At 66.1% G+C, this 13865-nt stretch carries 11 protein-coding genes and 1 tRNA gene; 7 read left to right on the top strand and 5 right to left on the bottom strand.

The window, feature by feature from the left end; translation table 11 throughout:
• Positions 1-338: 338 nt before the first annotated feature.
• Together msrQ and msrP are read right to left on the bottom strand one after the other, a co-directional pair.
• Complete coding sequence (msrQ, locus tag ACOHWE_RS05165) at positions 339-962, bottom strand: protein-methionine-sulfoxide reductase heme-binding subunit MsrQ (protein WP_420665898.1); 624 nt, start codon at positions 960-962, stop codon at positions 339-341.
• A gap of 15 nt (positions 963-977) precedes the next feature.
• The gene (msrP, locus tag ACOHWE_RS05170) at positions 978-1892 is read right to left on the bottom strand and encodes a protein-methionine-sulfoxide reductase catalytic subunit MsrP (protein ID WP_420664691.1); all 915 of its coding nucleotides are present in this window, start codon (positions 1890-1892) and stop codon (positions 978-980) included.
• Positions 1893-2194: 302 nt separating this feature from the next.
• Here msrP and ACOHWE_RS05175 point away from each other — a divergent pair, with 302 nt between their 5' ends.
• Positions 2195-2767 (top strand): hypothetical protein, encoded by a 573-nt coding sequence (locus ACOHWE_RS05175; RefSeq protein WP_420664692.1) that lies wholly within the window; start codon positions 2195-2197, stop codon positions 2765-2767.
• A 216-nt stretch (positions 2768-2983) separates the two neighbouring features.
• Here the strand turns inward: ACOHWE_RS05175 and clpB are convergent, their stop codons facing one another.
• On the bottom strand, positions 2984-5602 hold the full coding sequence (gene clpB, locus ACOHWE_RS05180; protein ID WP_420664693.1) for an ATP-dependent chaperone ClpB: 2619 nt from the start codon (positions 5600-5602) through the stop codon (positions 2984-2986).
• 394 nt (positions 5603-5996) lie between these two features.
• Here clpB and pyrF point away from each other — a divergent pair, with 394 nt between their 5' ends.
• Both pyrF and ACOHWE_RS05190 read left to right on the top strand, forming a co-directional pair.
• Positions 5997-6707 carry an orotidine-5'-phosphate decarboxylase gene (gene pyrF, locus ACOHWE_RS05185; RefSeq protein WP_420664694.1) on the top strand — a complete coding sequence of 237 codons (711 nt, stop codon included), beginning with the start codon at positions 5997-5999 and terminating at the stop codon, positions 6705-6707.
• A 430-nt stretch (positions 6708-7137) separates the two neighbouring features.
• Positions 7138-8391: a DNA polymerase IV gene (locus tag ACOHWE_RS05190; RefSeq protein WP_420664696.1), complete on the top strand. Its 1254-nt coding sequence runs from the start codon at positions 7138-7140 to the stop codon at positions 8389-8391.
• Positions 8392-8407: 16 nt separating this feature from the next.
• Here ACOHWE_RS05190 and ACOHWE_RS05195 read toward each other — a convergent pair whose 3' ends face one another.
• A complete protein-coding gene (locus ACOHWE_RS05195; RefSeq protein WP_420664697.1) occupies positions 8408-9268 on the bottom strand; it encodes an N-formylglutamate amidohydrolase in 861 nt (286 codons plus the stop codon).
• Between the two features lie 160 nt (positions 9269-9428).
• Here ACOHWE_RS05195 and ACOHWE_RS05200 point away from each other — a divergent pair.
• The 4 genes from ACOHWE_RS05200 (at position 9429) to ACOHWE_RS05215 (ending at position 12121) form a co-directional block, all read left to right on the top strand.
• Positions 9429-9503, top strand: a tRNA-Val gene (locus tag ACOHWE_RS05200).
• 79 nt (positions 9504-9582) lie between these two features.
• The gene (gene ykgO, locus ACOHWE_RS05205; RefSeq protein WP_005648635.1) at positions 9583-9708 is read left to right on the top strand and encodes a type B 50S ribosomal protein L36; all 126 of its coding nucleotides are present in this window, start codon (positions 9583-9585) and stop codon (positions 9706-9708) included.
• Between the two features lie 329 nt (positions 9709-10037).
• Positions 10038-11054, top strand: a complete 1017-nt coding sequence (locus ACOHWE_RS05210) for a Fe(3+) ABC transporter substrate-binding protein (RefSeq protein ID WP_420664698.1) — start codon at positions 10038-10040, stop codon at positions 11052-11054.
• Positions 11055-11251: 197 nt separating this feature from the next.
• Positions 11252-12121, top strand: coding sequence for a CobW family GTP-binding protein (locus ACOHWE_RS05215; protein WP_420664699.1), 870 nt, complete (start codon positions 11252-11254; stop codon positions 12119-12121).
• A gap of 48 nt (positions 12122-12169) precedes the next feature.
• Here the strand turns inward: ACOHWE_RS05215 and ACOHWE_RS05220 are convergent, their stop codons facing one another.
• A complete protein-coding gene (locus ACOHWE_RS05220; RefSeq protein WP_420664700.1) occupies positions 12170-13849 on the bottom strand; it encodes an ABC transporter permease in 1680 nt (559 codons plus the stop codon).
• Between the last annotated feature and the right edge of the window lie 16 nt (positions 13850-13865).

The raw sequence follows: 13865 nt of genomic DNA on the forward strand, positions 1-13865 counted from the left end.
GTCAAAGAGCAGACATCCAACTTATCGTCAGGGCCGAAACCCCGGAGGCCAAAAACCAGACCGAAGCGCCAATCTCCCGGCGCGCCCGCCTCGCTCATCCTCAAGATGCCGCTGTCTCTCCAGCCGTCCGCCCGTCTCCCCAGGCTGCCCCGGCGCCTCTCCGCCGCGTTTCCCGTCCCTGGCTGGCGTGGCCGCCGTCCCGTCCGGTGTGTCCCCGTGGCGCCTCAGCGCCGCCGGTGAAGGGGGTTCTACGGATAGACGCAGAGAGTCGCAAGAGCTTTTTTGAAGAAATCTGCGCTTTCTCGAACTTTTCTTGGAACCTAAATTAAAACAGTTACTTAGCCCTGCCGAGCCGCCCGCCCGGGCTTGCGGGAGCGCCCCAATCCCCATCCAGGCAGGCGCAGCGCCAGGAGAAAGCAGAGAACGCCCAGATAGAGCAGCGGCTCGATGCGGAATCCCTTCGCCAGCAGCACATAGTGCAGCGCCGCCAGGAGGGCTGCCGGATAGGTCAGCCGGTGCAGCTTGCGCCATGCGGGCCCAAGCCGGCGCACCGCGGCGTTGCTGGAGGTGAGCGCCAGGGGCAGCAGCAGCAGCAAGGCCCCCATCCCCACGGTCACATAAGGGCGCTTGGCGATATCCGCGAGGATCTGCGCCGGGATCTGCACGTCGAGCAGCAGCCACACCAGCAAGTGACAGGCGGCATAGAAGAAGCTCAGCAATCCAAACGCGCGGCGGAACTTCATCAGGTTCAGCCCCAGGTGCGCGCGCATAGGAGAGACCGCCAGCGTCAGGATCAGGAGCTGCAGCGCCAGCTCGCCGTACTCGTGCTCCAGCACCTCGATCGGCTCCACCCCCAGCCCTCCGGTGAGGCCAAGGTAGAACAGCCAGGGCGCGGGCAGCATGCCCACTGTATATACGCACCACACCGGCAGGCGGCGCAGCAGGGTGTTGAGCCTGTCCATCACCACCGCCATGGCTCAGAAGTTCTCGCGCAGGTCCATGCCCGCATAGAGAGGCGCCACCTCATCGGCGTAGCCGTTGAACATCAGCGTCGGCTGACGGCGCGCGAACAGACCGCCGCCGATGCGGCGCTCGCTGGCCTGGCTCCAGCGCGGATGCGAGACCTCGGGGTTCACATTGCTGTAGAAGCCGTATTCGCGCGGGTTCGACATGTTCCAGCTGGCGGGCGGCTGATCCTCGGTGAGGGTAATGCGCACCACAGACTTGATCGACTTGAAGCCGTATTTCCACGGCACCACCAGCCGCAGCGGCGCGCCGTTCTGGTTCGGCAGCGGTTTTCCGAAAATACCGGCCGCCATGATGGTGAGCGGATGCATCGCCTCATCCAGCCTCAGCCCCTCGCGGTAGGGCCAATCCAGCACCCGGTAGGCGGTGCCGGGCATCTCCTCGGGGCGGTAGAGGGTCTCAAAGGCGACATACCTGGCTCCCTCCTGCACCCCGGCCATGTTCAGCAAATCGGCCAGCTCGAACCCCTGCCAGGGGATCACCATCGACCAGGCTTCAACACAGCGGAAGCGGTAGATGCGCTCCTCCAGCGTCATCGCGCCGAGGATCTCCCCAATGGAATAGCGGCCGGGGCGCTCCACCAGCCCGCCGATTTCCACGCTCCAAGGCGAGGTGGTCATCCGGTGGGCATAGGCCGCAGGGTCGCCCTTGCCGGTGCCGAATTCATAGAAGTTGCAATAGCTGGTGACCTCTTCCCAGGTGTTGGGCTCGAGCGGCTCCTTGGCGGCCTGCGCCTGCGCGCTGCCGCCCAGCGCCGGAGCCAGCCCGCTGCCCGCCAGCCCGGCAAGGATGCGGCGCCGGTTCCAGAACACGGTTTCCGGCGTGACATCCGCCCCGGTCAGGTCGTTCTTCCAGCGATGCGCCATGCTGTGCTCCCCATGCCTGCGGCTTCGGCTCAGAGGTAAGCCCCGCGGGCTTGTTCGCCAAACCATATCCTCTCACGAAGCCGCGATGGGACTGCAACATCGGCCGCGGGCGCGGCCTGGGGAGAAACCAAACCGGCCAGCAGACGGCCGAGGCGGTTTGCGAATGGTGATCCCCCGGCTCCAGCACGAACCGCAAACAGCTGCCTGCGTCGGCTCCCCGCAAATTTGCCCCTGTACCCCGGCGGCGCCTGGCTTATGGTCGGGCAAACCGCCTGCCCTGCAGCCGTCACAGAGGATACTGCATGAAAGCCTTAACCGCGCCCCTGATCCTGGCCCTTACCTTTCTTCTCTCCGCCTGCGCGGGCAAGCCGCCCTCCACGCCGGCCGAGGTCTCCCGCCTCGCTGCCGCGATCGAAGCGCTGGACCCCGGTGTCGATCCGGCGGAAGCGCGCCGGGCCGCGGCGATTGCCTACAGCCATTCCAGCCGGCTCGCCGAGGACTACGGCGTCACCACCACACCAATCCTGCACAACACCATGGTGAATACAGGCGTGAAGGAGCGCGGGCTCTGCGTGCATTATGCCGAGGACATGCAGAAGCGGCTCAACCAGGAGAACTTCCGCACACTTACCATGCTGCGCGCCATCGCCGAGCCGCGCAACGAGTTTCGCATCGACCACAGCACCGCCGTTATTGCCGCCAAGGGCGACGGCATCTACGAGGGCATCGTGCTCGACCCCTGGCGCTATGGCGGCGAGCTCTATTGGTCCCCCACGCGCGCCGATCCGCGCTATGACTGGGAGCCGCAGATGGAGGTGCTGCGCCGCAAGTACGAACGCAAGATGGCGAAGGAATCCGCGCAAGCCGGAAGTTGAAGCACGGCCGCGGAATGTAGGGGTCGCTGTTATTCAGCGGTTTCTCCCTGGCGCAATATCGCGCGCGGATTGCTGCACATATATCTTTTATCTTCGGCGCCTCATCAAAGCATCGGCTGACGAGAGCGCTCTTGGGCCCGCCGTCCGGGTCCTTAGTAAAGAAGGCCCGCCATTTCCGGCGGGCCTTTCTCATTGCTTCCGCTCAGCCGCGAGCCTTCAATGCACCACTGCATCATCGGGCCGCGGCCTGTCACTCGTGCCGAGCCGGTCGCCAATGATCAGCCCTTCACTGCCGGCCGAGACCGGGACCGTGTCGCCGTCCATGATCTCGCCTGCGAGCAAGGCTTCGGCGAGCGGGTTCTGCAGCGAGCGCTGGATCACCCGCTTCAGCGGCCGGGCGCCGAACACCGGGTCGTAGCCTTCGTCGGCCAGCCAGGTCTTGGCGGCCTCGTCCAGCGCCAGCTCGATCTTGCGGCCCTGCAGCCGCTTCATCAGCCGGGCGATCTGGATCTCGACGATGCCGTCCATGTCCTTCCGGTTCAGCCGGTCGAAGATGATGGTCTCGTCCAGGCGGTTCAGGAACTCGGGCCGGAAGTGGGCGCGAACCGCATCCATCACATCGCGCTTGGCCTCCGACGCATCAGCGCCGTCGGGCAGCTGGCTCAGCGCCTGCGCGCCAAGGTTGGAGGTCAGCACGATCAGCGTCTGCTTGAAGTCCACCGTGCGGCCCTGGCCATCGGTCAGCATGCCGTCATCCAGCACCTGCAGGAGCACGTTGAACACGTCTGGATGCGCCTTCTCGACCTCGTCGAACAGCACCACCTGGTAAGGGCGGCGGCGCACGGCCTCGGTCAGCGCCCCGCCCTCGTCGTAACCAACATAGCCCGGAGGCGCGCCGATCAGCCGGGCGACAGAATGCTTCTCCATGTATTCCGACATGTCGATGCGCACCATCGCGTGCTCGTCGTCGAACAGGAAGTTCGCAACCGCCTTGGTCAGCTCGGTCTTGCCGACGCCGGTGGGGCCGAGGAACAGGAAGGAGCCGAGCGGGCGGTTTTCGTCATTGAGACCCGCGCGCGCCCGGCGCACCGCGTTGGCAACGGCCTTCACCGCCGTGTTCTGGCCGATCACCCGCCTGTGCAGCTCGTCTTCCATCCGCAGAAGCTTCTCGCGCTCGCCCTCCAGCATCTTGGAGGTCGGAATGCCGGTCCAGCGCTCCACCACGGCGGCGATCTGTTCGGGGCGCACGGCCTCCTCGACCATCAGGCCCTGCTCTTCCTGCTTTTCGGCCTCGGCGAGCTGCTTCTCCAGCCCCGGGATCACGCCATAGGACAGCTCCCCCGCCTTGGCGAGGTTGCCCTCCCGCTTGGCAATATCCAGATCGGCACGGGCGCGGTCGAGCTGCTCCTTCAGGTCACGCGCCGAGGCCAGCTTGTCGCGCTCCGCCTGCCATTGCGCAGTCATTTCCGCGGACTGCTCCTGCAGGCCTGCAAGCTCCTTCTGCAGCTTCTCAAGCCGGTCGCGCGAGGCCGCGTCCTCCTCGAGCTTCAGCGCCTCTTCCTCGATCTGCAGCTGCAGAATCTGCCGGTCGAGCGCATCCAGCTCCTCGGGCTTCGAATCCACCTGCATCCGCAGGCGCGCAGCCGCCTCATCCACCAGGTCGATCGCCTTATCGGGCAGGAACCGGTCGGTGATGTAGCGGTTCGACAGGGTCGCCGCCGCCACAAGCGCAGCATCGGCAATACGCACGCCGTGGTGCAGCTCATACTTTTCCTTGATGCCGCGCAGGATCGAGACGGTATCCTCCACCGTCGGCTCCTGCACCATCACCGGCTGGAAGCGGCGGGCAAGGGCGGCGTCCTTCTCCACATATTTGCGGTATTCATCCAGCGTGGTAGCACCAATACAGTGCAGTTCACCGCGCGCCAAAGCCGGCTTGATGAGGTTGGCGGCATCCATAGCGCCATCGGCCTTGCCGGCGCCGACCAGCGTGTGCATCTCGTCGATGAACAGGATGATCTCGCCCGCGGCGGCGGTGATTTCATTCAGCACCGCCTTCAGGCGCTCTTCGAATTCGCCGCGGTATTTGGCACCGGCAATCAGTGCCCCCATGTCGAGCGCCAGTAGCTTCTTGTCGCGCAGGGATTCCGGCACATCACCGTTGATGATGCGCAGCGCCATGCCCTCGGCGATGGCTGTCTTACCCACGCCCGGCTCACCGATCAGAACCGGGTTGTTCTTGGTCCGGCGGCTCAGCACCTGCATCGAGCGGCGGATCTCCTCGTCGCGGCCGATGATCGGGTCGATCTTGCCTTCTTTGGCCGCCTCAGTCAGGTCGCGGGCGTACTTCTTGAGCGCGTCATAGCCCTCCTCGGCCGTGGCCGAATCGGCGGTCCGCCCCTTGCGGATGTCGTTGATCGCCTCGTTGAGCTTCTGGGCCGAGACATCGCCCGCCTCCAGGGCCTCCCTGGCCTTGGATTTCACCATGCACAGCGCCATCAGCAGGCGCTCCACCGGCACAAAGCTGTCGCCCGCCTTCTCGGCGATTTTGGCAGCCTCATCCAGCACCTTGGCGGTCTGCCCGTCCAGATAGATCTGGGCAGCATCGCCGCTCACCTTGGGCTGCTTCGCCATAGCCGCGTCAACCGCCTCGGCCACGCGCTTGGGCGCGCCGCCCGCGCGGGCGATCAGGTTGCTCGCCAGCCCCTGGTCGTCGTCCATCAGTGCTTTCAAAATATGTTCAGGCACCAGCCGCTGGTGCCCTTCGCGCATCGCAATCGTCTGCGCCGCCTGCACAAATCCGCGTGCACGCTCCGTGAACTTATTCAAGTCCATCTTGCTCTCCTTTTTCAAGCGCCCGTGGGTGTTGCGGCGCCCGCTTGGCGGCACGCCCCGGTCCGGGCCTCGGGACTAGATGTGGGAAGCGGCCGCACCGCTTCAAGACCACCGTGCACGGAAAAGATGAGCATATCTCTGATCTGCGTCAATTTTCTCCCCGCCCCCGCCGATCCCGCACGCCCCCGGCCGCAGCGGAACGCTCCCGCGCTGCGCCCGCGGGGCGCGGCGCCCGGCCCAAGGCTGTAATCTGCCCCCTCCTCGGGGGGGGGCAGATTCAGGCGCGGGAGCCGCCCGCCCCACGCACATGCACCAAGGCTTGCCGCAGCGCTGCCCCGGGCGTATGACACGGGCGTTTTGCGCCAGAGCCGCCAGCCGTTGAAGGAGAACCCGAATGAGCACCCCCTTGCCCGCCGATGACCGCCTGATCGTTGCCATCGACCTGCCCGACGCGATCTCCGGGCTGAAGCTCGCCAGCCAGCTCGGCGATGCGGTCTCCTTCTACAAGATCGGCCTCGGCATGCTGACCGGCGGCGGGCTGGCGCTGGCGAACGAGCTGAAGCAGGAGCAGGGCAAAAGAATTTTCCTCGACATGAAGCTGTTCGACATCGGCGCCACGGTAGAGGCCGCGGTGCGGGGGCTTGCGCAGTTCGAGCTCGACTTCCTGACCGTGCATGGCGACCCGCATGTGGTGCGCGCCGCCAAGGAAGGGGCGGCCGGGAGCGACCTCAAGATCCTCGCGGTCACCATCCTCACCTCGCTCGACCGCGCCGATCTCGACGCGGCCCTGATCAAACCGGGCGCGGTGCAGGACCTGGTGCAGGAGCGCGCAGGCCTCGCGCTCGCCGCGGGCGCCGATGGCGTCATCGCCAGCCCGCAGGAAGCCGCCCTGATCCGCGCCCTGCCGGAGGCTGCGGGCAAGCTCATTGTCACTCCCGGAGTGCGTCCGGCAGGTGCAGCGCTCGGCGACCAGAAGCGCGTCGCCGCCCCGGCGCAGGCGATTGCCGATGGCGCCGACCACATCGTGGTGGGCCGCCCGGTCTGGCAGGCGGCGAACCCGCGCGATGCGGTGCAGGCGATCTTGCAGGACCTTGCCGCACTCTAAACCAGAACCCGCGCGGGCCTGCACAAAAAGCAGGCAAGGAAAAAACTCTTGACCGTGGCCCATGAGAGCGCGCCGCTTGGGGCGCCCCTTGCGGCTTGTCTTTCCTCAACATCCTCAGCGCCAAGGGGAAACAGCGCTCGCGCCTGCAGCCTGCGCCAAATCGCCCCGTGGCCGGAAAGCCACAGAGAACTGCGCCACCGCGGCCGGAAGGTCCTTGGAAATTTGCCCCCAGCCACGCAACCGGCGACCCTGAGGGCGAGACACTCCCCTGACGGCCCCTCTTCCTGAGGTTCGTCACCTGCCCCCGCCCTGGTTGCGGGGGATCTTCTTTTCCCCCTCCGCGTCTGCCTAAAACCGCAAGACAAGGCCCGCGCCAGAGGCTAGACTGGGCCGCTCCCGCCTCCATCCGGCCGCACGAACCCTGACGCCCATGCCCGCCCTCTGCCGCGATTGCCTGACCCCGGTCCCCGCCGCCCGCCGCTGCCCCGTCTGCGGCAGCCCGCGGGTGACCGCGCATGACGAGCTGTTCTCGCTTACCATCGCCCACATGGACTGCGACGCCTTCTACGCAAGCGTGGAGAAACGCGACAATCCGGAACTCGCCAGCAAGCCGGTGATCATCGGCGGCGGCACCCGCGGCGTGGTCTCCACCGCCTGCTATGTCGCGCGCATCCGTGGCGTGCGCTCGGCGATGCCGATGTTCCAGGCGCTGAAGCTCTGCCCCGACGCGGTGGTGATCAAACCGCGGATGGAGGCCTACGCCGAGGTGAGCCGGGCGGTCCGCGCGATGATGGAAGAGCTCACCCCCGCGGTGGAGCCCCTGTCGCTGGACGAGGCCTTCATGGACCTGACCGGCACAGAGAAACTGCACGGCGCGCCGCCCGCGATGATGCTCGCGCGGCTGATCAAGCGGATGAAGGACGAGCTGGGCATCACCGGCTCCATCGGGCTTTCCCACAATAAGTTCCTCGCCAAGGTCGCCTCCGACCTCGACAAGCCGCGCGGCTTCTCGGTGATCGGCAAGGCGGAGACGGATGATTTCCTGCGCGACAAGCCGGTGCGGCTGATCTGGGGCATCGGCCCGGCGGCGCAGGCGAGCCTTGAGAAGGCGGGCATCCGCACTTTCGCGGACCTGTTGCGCTGGGACCGCGAGGCGCTGCACTCCCGCTTCGGCTCCATGGGCGACCGGCTCTGGCATCTTGCCCGCGGCGAGGACCGCCGCCGGGTTTCCGCCCACGCGCCGGTGAAGTCGATTTCAAACGAGACCACCTTCTTCGAGGACACCGCCAGCCTCGCCGTGCTCGACGGCCACCTGTGGCGGCTGGCGGAGAAGGTCTCCGACCGCGCCAAAGCCAAGCAAATGGCAGGCCGCGTGGTGACGCTGAAGCTGAAGCGCGCGAACCATTCGGCGCTGACCCGCCGCCTGTCGCTGCGCAGCCCCACCCAGATGGCCGACAAGATCTACCGCACCGCCCGCGGCCTGCTGGACCACGCTGTGAACGAGGGTCCGTTCCGGCTTCTGGGCTGCGGGATCTCCGAGCTGGTGCCCGAATCCCAGGCCGACATGACTGGCGACCTGCTCGACCCCCAGGCCGGCCGCCGCGCCGAGGCGGAACGTGCGGCTGACGCGATTCGCAAACGCTTCGGCAAGACGGCCATCATAAAAGGGCGCGCCCTGCGCTGACCTGACCCCAAGCGTGTTATTCCGCCGCCAGCGGCATCTCCTCCTGGCCGATCACCGCAATCTCGGCAATCACCCCGCGCAGAAGGCTCTGCAAGGGGGAGAAATTCGCATTGGGCTGCAGCGCCGTCTCATCCATGTAGAGTGCCCGGTCGATCTCGATCTGCACCGCGTGCTGGCGCTGCGAGGGGCGTCCGTAAGTCTGGGTGATATAGGCCCCGGCGAAAGGCGCGTTGCGCGCGACCGCGAGGCCGGCAGAAGTGAAGGCTGCCTCGATCCGGTCAACGATGCCGGTATCGGCAGCAGCTCCGAAACGGTCGCCCAGCACCACCTCCGGCCGGGATTTGCCGCGCGGCGCCATGCTTTCGATCGCCTCATGCGGCATCGAGTGGCAATCTACCAGAATTGCCTGCCCGAACCGCCGGTGCGCCTGCTTCAGAAGCCCCTTCAGCGCGTCGTGATAGGGATGCCAGTAGTGACTGAGGCGGAATTTTGCTTCGGAAAGCGGCAGCTTGCCCCGGTAGATTGCGCGCCCGCCCGAGACCACGCGCGGAATCACTCCCAATCCGGAGGCCACCCGCGGGTTCTGCCCTTTGCGTGTCACGCCTTCGATCAGCGCCGGGTCCAGTTCTTCGGGCGAGCGGTTGAGATCCAGGTAGGCGCGTGGCTTCACCGCCGTCAGCAGCGGCGCGCCAAAGCAGGGCGCTGCGGCAAACAGCTGATCCACAAAGGCATCTTCCGAGCTGCGGATCGCGGTGCCGCCCAGAATCGCCTGGGCCAGAAAGCTGTCGGAGTAATCGGTCCCGCTGTGCGGAGAGGCAAATACCACGGCCGATGTGAGTTTCTGCGGTGAAATCACGGAAAACGCTATGTCCGGCATCCTTGCTCCGTCGCCTCGGTTACAGAAAACAGCATAGAGCGGAAATTTCCGCGGTCAAAAGCTCTTGCACCCTCCGGCGACTCTATTTATAGACCCCTTCACCGGCGCGGCACCCCGCGCCCCTTTCACTTGTGAGGGGCCGGATCAAGCGCAGGTTCATGGGCGGTTAGCTCAGCGGTAGAGCACTTCGTTGACATCGAAGGGGTCACAAGTTCGATCCTTGTACCGCCCACCATGAATTCACCGCCTTGGCCATGGCCAGGGCACCCGCTAACCCAAGGCGCTGGTTCGCGCCGCAGAAAAGGAGAGAGGCCATGAAGGTCAAGAACTCGCTCCGCTCGCTCAAGAACCGGCACCGTGACTGCCGCGTTGTGCGTCGCAAGGGCCGCGTCTACGTGATCAACAAGACCCAGCGCAAGTTCAAAGCGCGCCAGGGCTGAGATCCAAAGTTAGCGAAGATTAGAAAAACCGCATCTCCGGATGCGGTTTTTTTCGTTTGAAATTGGGACGCCGGGCTGAAGCAGGATGCTCCGGATCATTTCCGCGCCCGGCGAGGCGCGGATCAGTCCAGCCGCGCACAGCAAAAACCCCCCGCCGCCGCTCTTTCATTTCCGCACCGCGGCCATGCCCGGGTCCGCCGAACGCATGCTCCAGCGCATACCGCCGAACTTTCCGAGCGTTTTTGTCGGAAACCCTTTGCATCCGCTGCAGAATAAGTTAATCGACTAAATCAGTCGGAATATACCGCACAGAAAAAAGAGGACATGAAATGCTGAAAGCCACCCCCGTCCTGGCGAGCGCCCTGGCCGCCTCCATCGCAACCGCCGCTGCTGCAGAGGGCGAGCTGAACATCTATTCCTCCCGCCATTACGACACTGACGAACAGCTTTACGGCGAGTTCGAAGAGGCAACCGGAATCACCGTCAACCGCATTGAAGGCAATGCCGACGAGCTGATCGCCCGCATGAAGGCCGAAGGCGCCAACTCCCCCGCCGACGTGCTGATCACCGTCGACACGTCGCGCCTGACCCGCGCCAAGGATGCGGGCGTGCTGCAGCCCATCGACAGCGAAACCCTGGAAGCCCGGGTGCCCGGCTACCTCCAGGACGCCGATAACCAGTGGTTCGGCTTCAGCCAGCGCGCGCGGATCATCTTCTACAACAAGGAAGAAGTCGAAAACCCGCCCCTCACCTACCTGGACCTCGCCGACCCCGCCTATGAGGGTCAGATCTGCATCCGCTCGTCCACCAATGTCTACAACCAGACTCTGCTGGCCTCGATCGTGACCCACCACGGCGCTGAGAAGGCGCAGGAATGGGCCGAGGGCGTGGTTGCCAACATGGCGCGGGAGCCGCAGGGCGGCGACACCGACCAGCTGCGCGGCCTGGTTTCGGGGGAGTGCAACATCGCCGTCTCCAACACCTATTATTTCGCCCGCGCCATCCGCAAGGATGTGAAGGGCCTCTCCGAGAGCCGCGGCATGATCGGCTGGGTGTTCCCGTCGCAAAACTCCGAAGGCGCGCACATGAACCTCTCCGGCGGCGGCGTCGCGGCGCATGCGCCGAACAAGGAAAACGCCATCAAGTTCCTCGAATATCTGTCCAGCGAGTCGGCGCAGGAGTACTTCTCCGCCGGAAACGACGAATACCCGGCGGTGCCCGGCGTGGGCCTCGCGTCCTCGATCGCAACCCTCGGCCACTTCAAGCCGGATGACGTAAACCTCTCGGAGGTGGCGCAGAACCTGCCGGAAGCGCAGAAGATCTTCGACACCGTGGGCTGGAAGTAACCTCCCCGGTCTGCGTGGTAGCAACGGCAAGGCGCGGATCTCTCCGCGCCTTGCTGCGTTCCGGCACCCCGCAGCCCGCCAGCGGGAACCGCTTTCTCTGGACCGGCCGGCGCCGCCTCCCTATACCTCGCTCGAAACCAAGCAATCCGTCCCGCCTGCCTCCTGCAGGCGAGGCTGGCTGAATATTGGAGGCCCGCATGACCCGTCAGCCCCGACTGCCTGTGACCATCCTCAGCGGCTATCTAGGCGCGGGCAAGACCACGCTGGTGAACCGGCTGCTGGCCGAGGATCACGGGCTGAAGCTGGCGGTGATCGTCAACGACTTCGGCGCCATCAACATCGACGATGCGCTGATCTCCGGCGCTGGCGGCGGGCAGGTGCCGCTCGCCAACGGCTGCGTCTGCTGCTCGCGCGGTGAGGACCTGGCACTGGCGCTGCACGGGCTCTTGAGCGGTACTGACCAGCCGGACCACGTGGTGATCGAAGCCAGCGGCATCGCCGATCCGGTGGCGATTGCCAACACAGTGCTGGAGGACGGACGGCTGAGCTATGGCGGAATCGTGACGCTGGCGGATGCTGAAAATCTCGCGGCCCTGCTGGACGACCCGCTGACAGCGCCCCAAGTGGAGCAGCAGCTGCGCAGTGGTGACCTGGTGCTTGTCACCAAACGCGCAGAGATTGATGCAGAGACATCCGCGCTGCTGGACCGCTGCGGCGCGCGTGCGCCCGGGCTGCTGTCTGAGGCTCCCGTGGCAGGGCTGCTGTTTGGCGTGACGCCTCTGCCCAAGGGCCGGCCGGCCGCCGCGCATCCCGGCTACACCACCTGGCAGCACCGCAGCCGCGAAGTGCTGGACCGGCGCGCGCTTGGCGACAAGCTGGCGGCGCGGCCCGAAGGTCTTTACCGGATGAAAGGCTTTGTGCTGACCTCGGGGGGCGCTTACGAGTTGCATGTGGTTGGCCGCCATGTGGAGGCAAAGCGCTGCGAGGCGGAGGAGACCGTGCTGGTCGGTCTTGGCCTGGCGGCGCGGATCAGCCGGAATGAAATCGAAGCCTGGTGGGCGTCCTGAGCGGCAAGTCCCGCCGCGGGCGCCGGAAGAATTGCGTTTTTCCGGCCCCTAGCCGCGCCGTCCCACCTGGCGGCAGATCAGGATCACCGGCAGCAGGCCCACCGCCATGATCACCAGCGAGGGTACCGCGGCGCCCTCCAGCCGCTCGTCCGCCGCCAGCCTGTGCGCCTGCACCGCCAGCGTGTCGAAATTGAAGGGCCGCATGATCAGCGTCGCGGGCAGCTCCTTCATCACGTCGACAAAAACGATCAGCAGCGCAGTCAGCAGACTCGGCGTCAGCACCGGAAGGTGCACCCGGCGCAGCATGCCCATCGGGCTCTGCCCCAGCGAGCGCGCAGCAGCGTCGATATTGGCGTGCATCGTCGCCTGCCCGCCCTCGTAGGCCCCGAGCGCCGCGGCGAGGAAGCGTACCATATAGGCGGCAACCAGGAGCCAGATGGAGCCGGTCACCAGCAGCCCGGTGCGGATGCCGAAGCTTTCGCGCATCCAGGCGTCGAGCGCGTTGTCGAAGGCCGCGAAAGGCACGATCAGCCCGACCGCAATCACCCCGCCCGGCACCGCGTAGCCGAGCCGGGCCATATAGGCTGCGGCGGAGGCAAGCCGGCCGGGACGCAGCCGCTGATAGAAGCCGAGACAGACCGCCGCCGCGACCGTCAGCACCGCCGCCGCCGAGGCGAGCGTCAGCGAGTTGAGCGTGAAGCCGATGTAGCGGCGGCTGAACAGGTTCTGTTCGGAGTCAAAGCTCATGGAAAACAGGATCACCACCGGCAGCACAAAGCCCAGAAGCACCGGCAGTGCGCAGAAAAACGCGGCCAGCACTGCCCTGGCGCCGCCCAGCTGCGCTGGCGGCATCGGCGTGTGCTGCTTGCCCGCATGGTGGTATTTCGCCCGCCCGCGGCTGCTGCGCTCCAGCACCGCCAGCGCCAGCGCAAACCCCAGAAGGCAGAGCGCCAGCTGGGCCGCCCCGCCGCGGTCGGCGAGGGAGAACCAGCTGGTGTAGATGCCGGTGGCAAAGGTCTGCACCCCGAAATAGCTGACGGTGCCGAAATCCGCGATGGTCTCCATCACCGCCAACAGCACGCCTGAGGCGATCGCAGGCCGCGCCATCGGCAGGCTCACCATGGCAAAGGCCTGCCAGGCGTTCTTGCCAAGGGCGCGCGCGGCCAGGAAGGCGCCCGCGCTTTGCTGCAGGAAAGCGGCGCGGGCGAGCAGGTATACATACGGATAAAGCACCAGCACCAGCATCAGCGCCGCCCCGCCAAGCGAGCGGATTTCCGGGAACCAGTAGTCGCGCGGGCCCCAGCCGGTCACCGTTCTTAGCGTGGATTGCACGATTCCGGGGTGATCCAGGATATGGGTATAGGCATAGGCCAGCACATAGGCCGGGAAGGCGAGCGGCAGAACCAGCGCCACCTCCAGGAGCCGCACACCCGGAAAACGAGTCATGGTGACCAGCCAGGCCGCCCCGGTGCCCACCGCGAAAGTGCCCGCGGCGACCAGAGCGGCCAGCCCCAGCGTGGTTGCGGTATAGCCCGGCAGCACCGTCGCAGCGAGATGGCCGATTGTGCCGGTGCCCCCGAGCGCCGCGGCCAGCGCCACTGCCAGCATCGGCAGCACGCATGCCAGCGCAACGCACCAGGACACTACGGCAAACAGGCCGCCACCGCTGCGGCCGCCGCGGCGGCGGCCCTCGGGGGCATATTCTACAAGATCGTCGGCTGTACTCATCACGTCCGCTTCCGGC

It is taken from the genome of Cribrihabitans neustonicus (assembly GCF_048820895.1).
Classification (GTDB): domain Bacteria; phylum Pseudomonadota; class Alphaproteobacteria; order Rhodobacterales; family Rhodobacteraceae; genus Cribrihabitans_A; species Cribrihabitans_A neustonicus.

Bases quoted from the DNA above. Each gene is read 5' to 3' on its own strand.
- ACOHWE_RS05215 (WP_420664699.1), top strand. From the start codon at position 11,252: ATGACCCGTCAGCCCCGACTGCCTGTGACCATCCTCAGCGGCTATCTA.
- msrP (WP_420664691.1), bottom strand. From the start codon at position 1,892: ATGGCGCATCGCTGGAAGAACGACCTGACCGGGGCGGATGTCACGCCG.
- ykgO (WP_005648635.1), top strand. From the start codon at position 9,583: ATGAAGGTCAAGAACTCGCTCCGCTCGCTCAAGAACCGGCACCGTGAC.
- msrQ (WP_420665898.1), bottom strand. From the start codon at position 962: ATGGACAGGCTCAACACCCTGCTGCGCCGCCTGCCGGTGTGGTGCGTA.
- ACOHWE_RS05190 (WP_420664696.1), top strand. From the start codon at position 7,138: ATGCCCGCCCTCTGCCGCGATTGCCTGACCCCGGTCCCCGCCGCCCGC.
- ACOHWE_RS05195 (WP_420664697.1), bottom strand. From the start codon at position 9,268: ATGCCGGACATAGCGTTTTCCGTGATTTCACCGCAGAAACTCACATCG.
- ACOHWE_RS05175 (WP_420664692.1), top strand. From the start codon at position 2,195: ATGAAAGCCTTAACCGCGCCCCTGATCCTGGCCCTTACCTTTCTTCTC.
- pyrF (WP_420664694.1), top strand. From the start codon at position 5,997: ATGAGCACCCCCTTGCCCGCCGATGACCGCCTGATCGTTGCCATCGAC.
- ACOHWE_RS05210 (WP_420664698.1), top strand. From the start codon at position 10,038: ATGCTGAAAGCCACCCCCGTCCTGGCGAGCGCCCTGGCCGCCTCCATC.
- ACOHWE_RS05220 (WP_420664700.1), bottom strand. From the start codon at position 13,849: ATGAGTACAGCCGACGATCTTGTAGAATATGCCCCCGAGGGCCGCCGC.
- clpB (WP_420664693.1), bottom strand. From the start codon at position 5,602: ATGGACTTGAATAAGTTCACGGAGCGTGCACGCGGATTTGTGCAGGCG.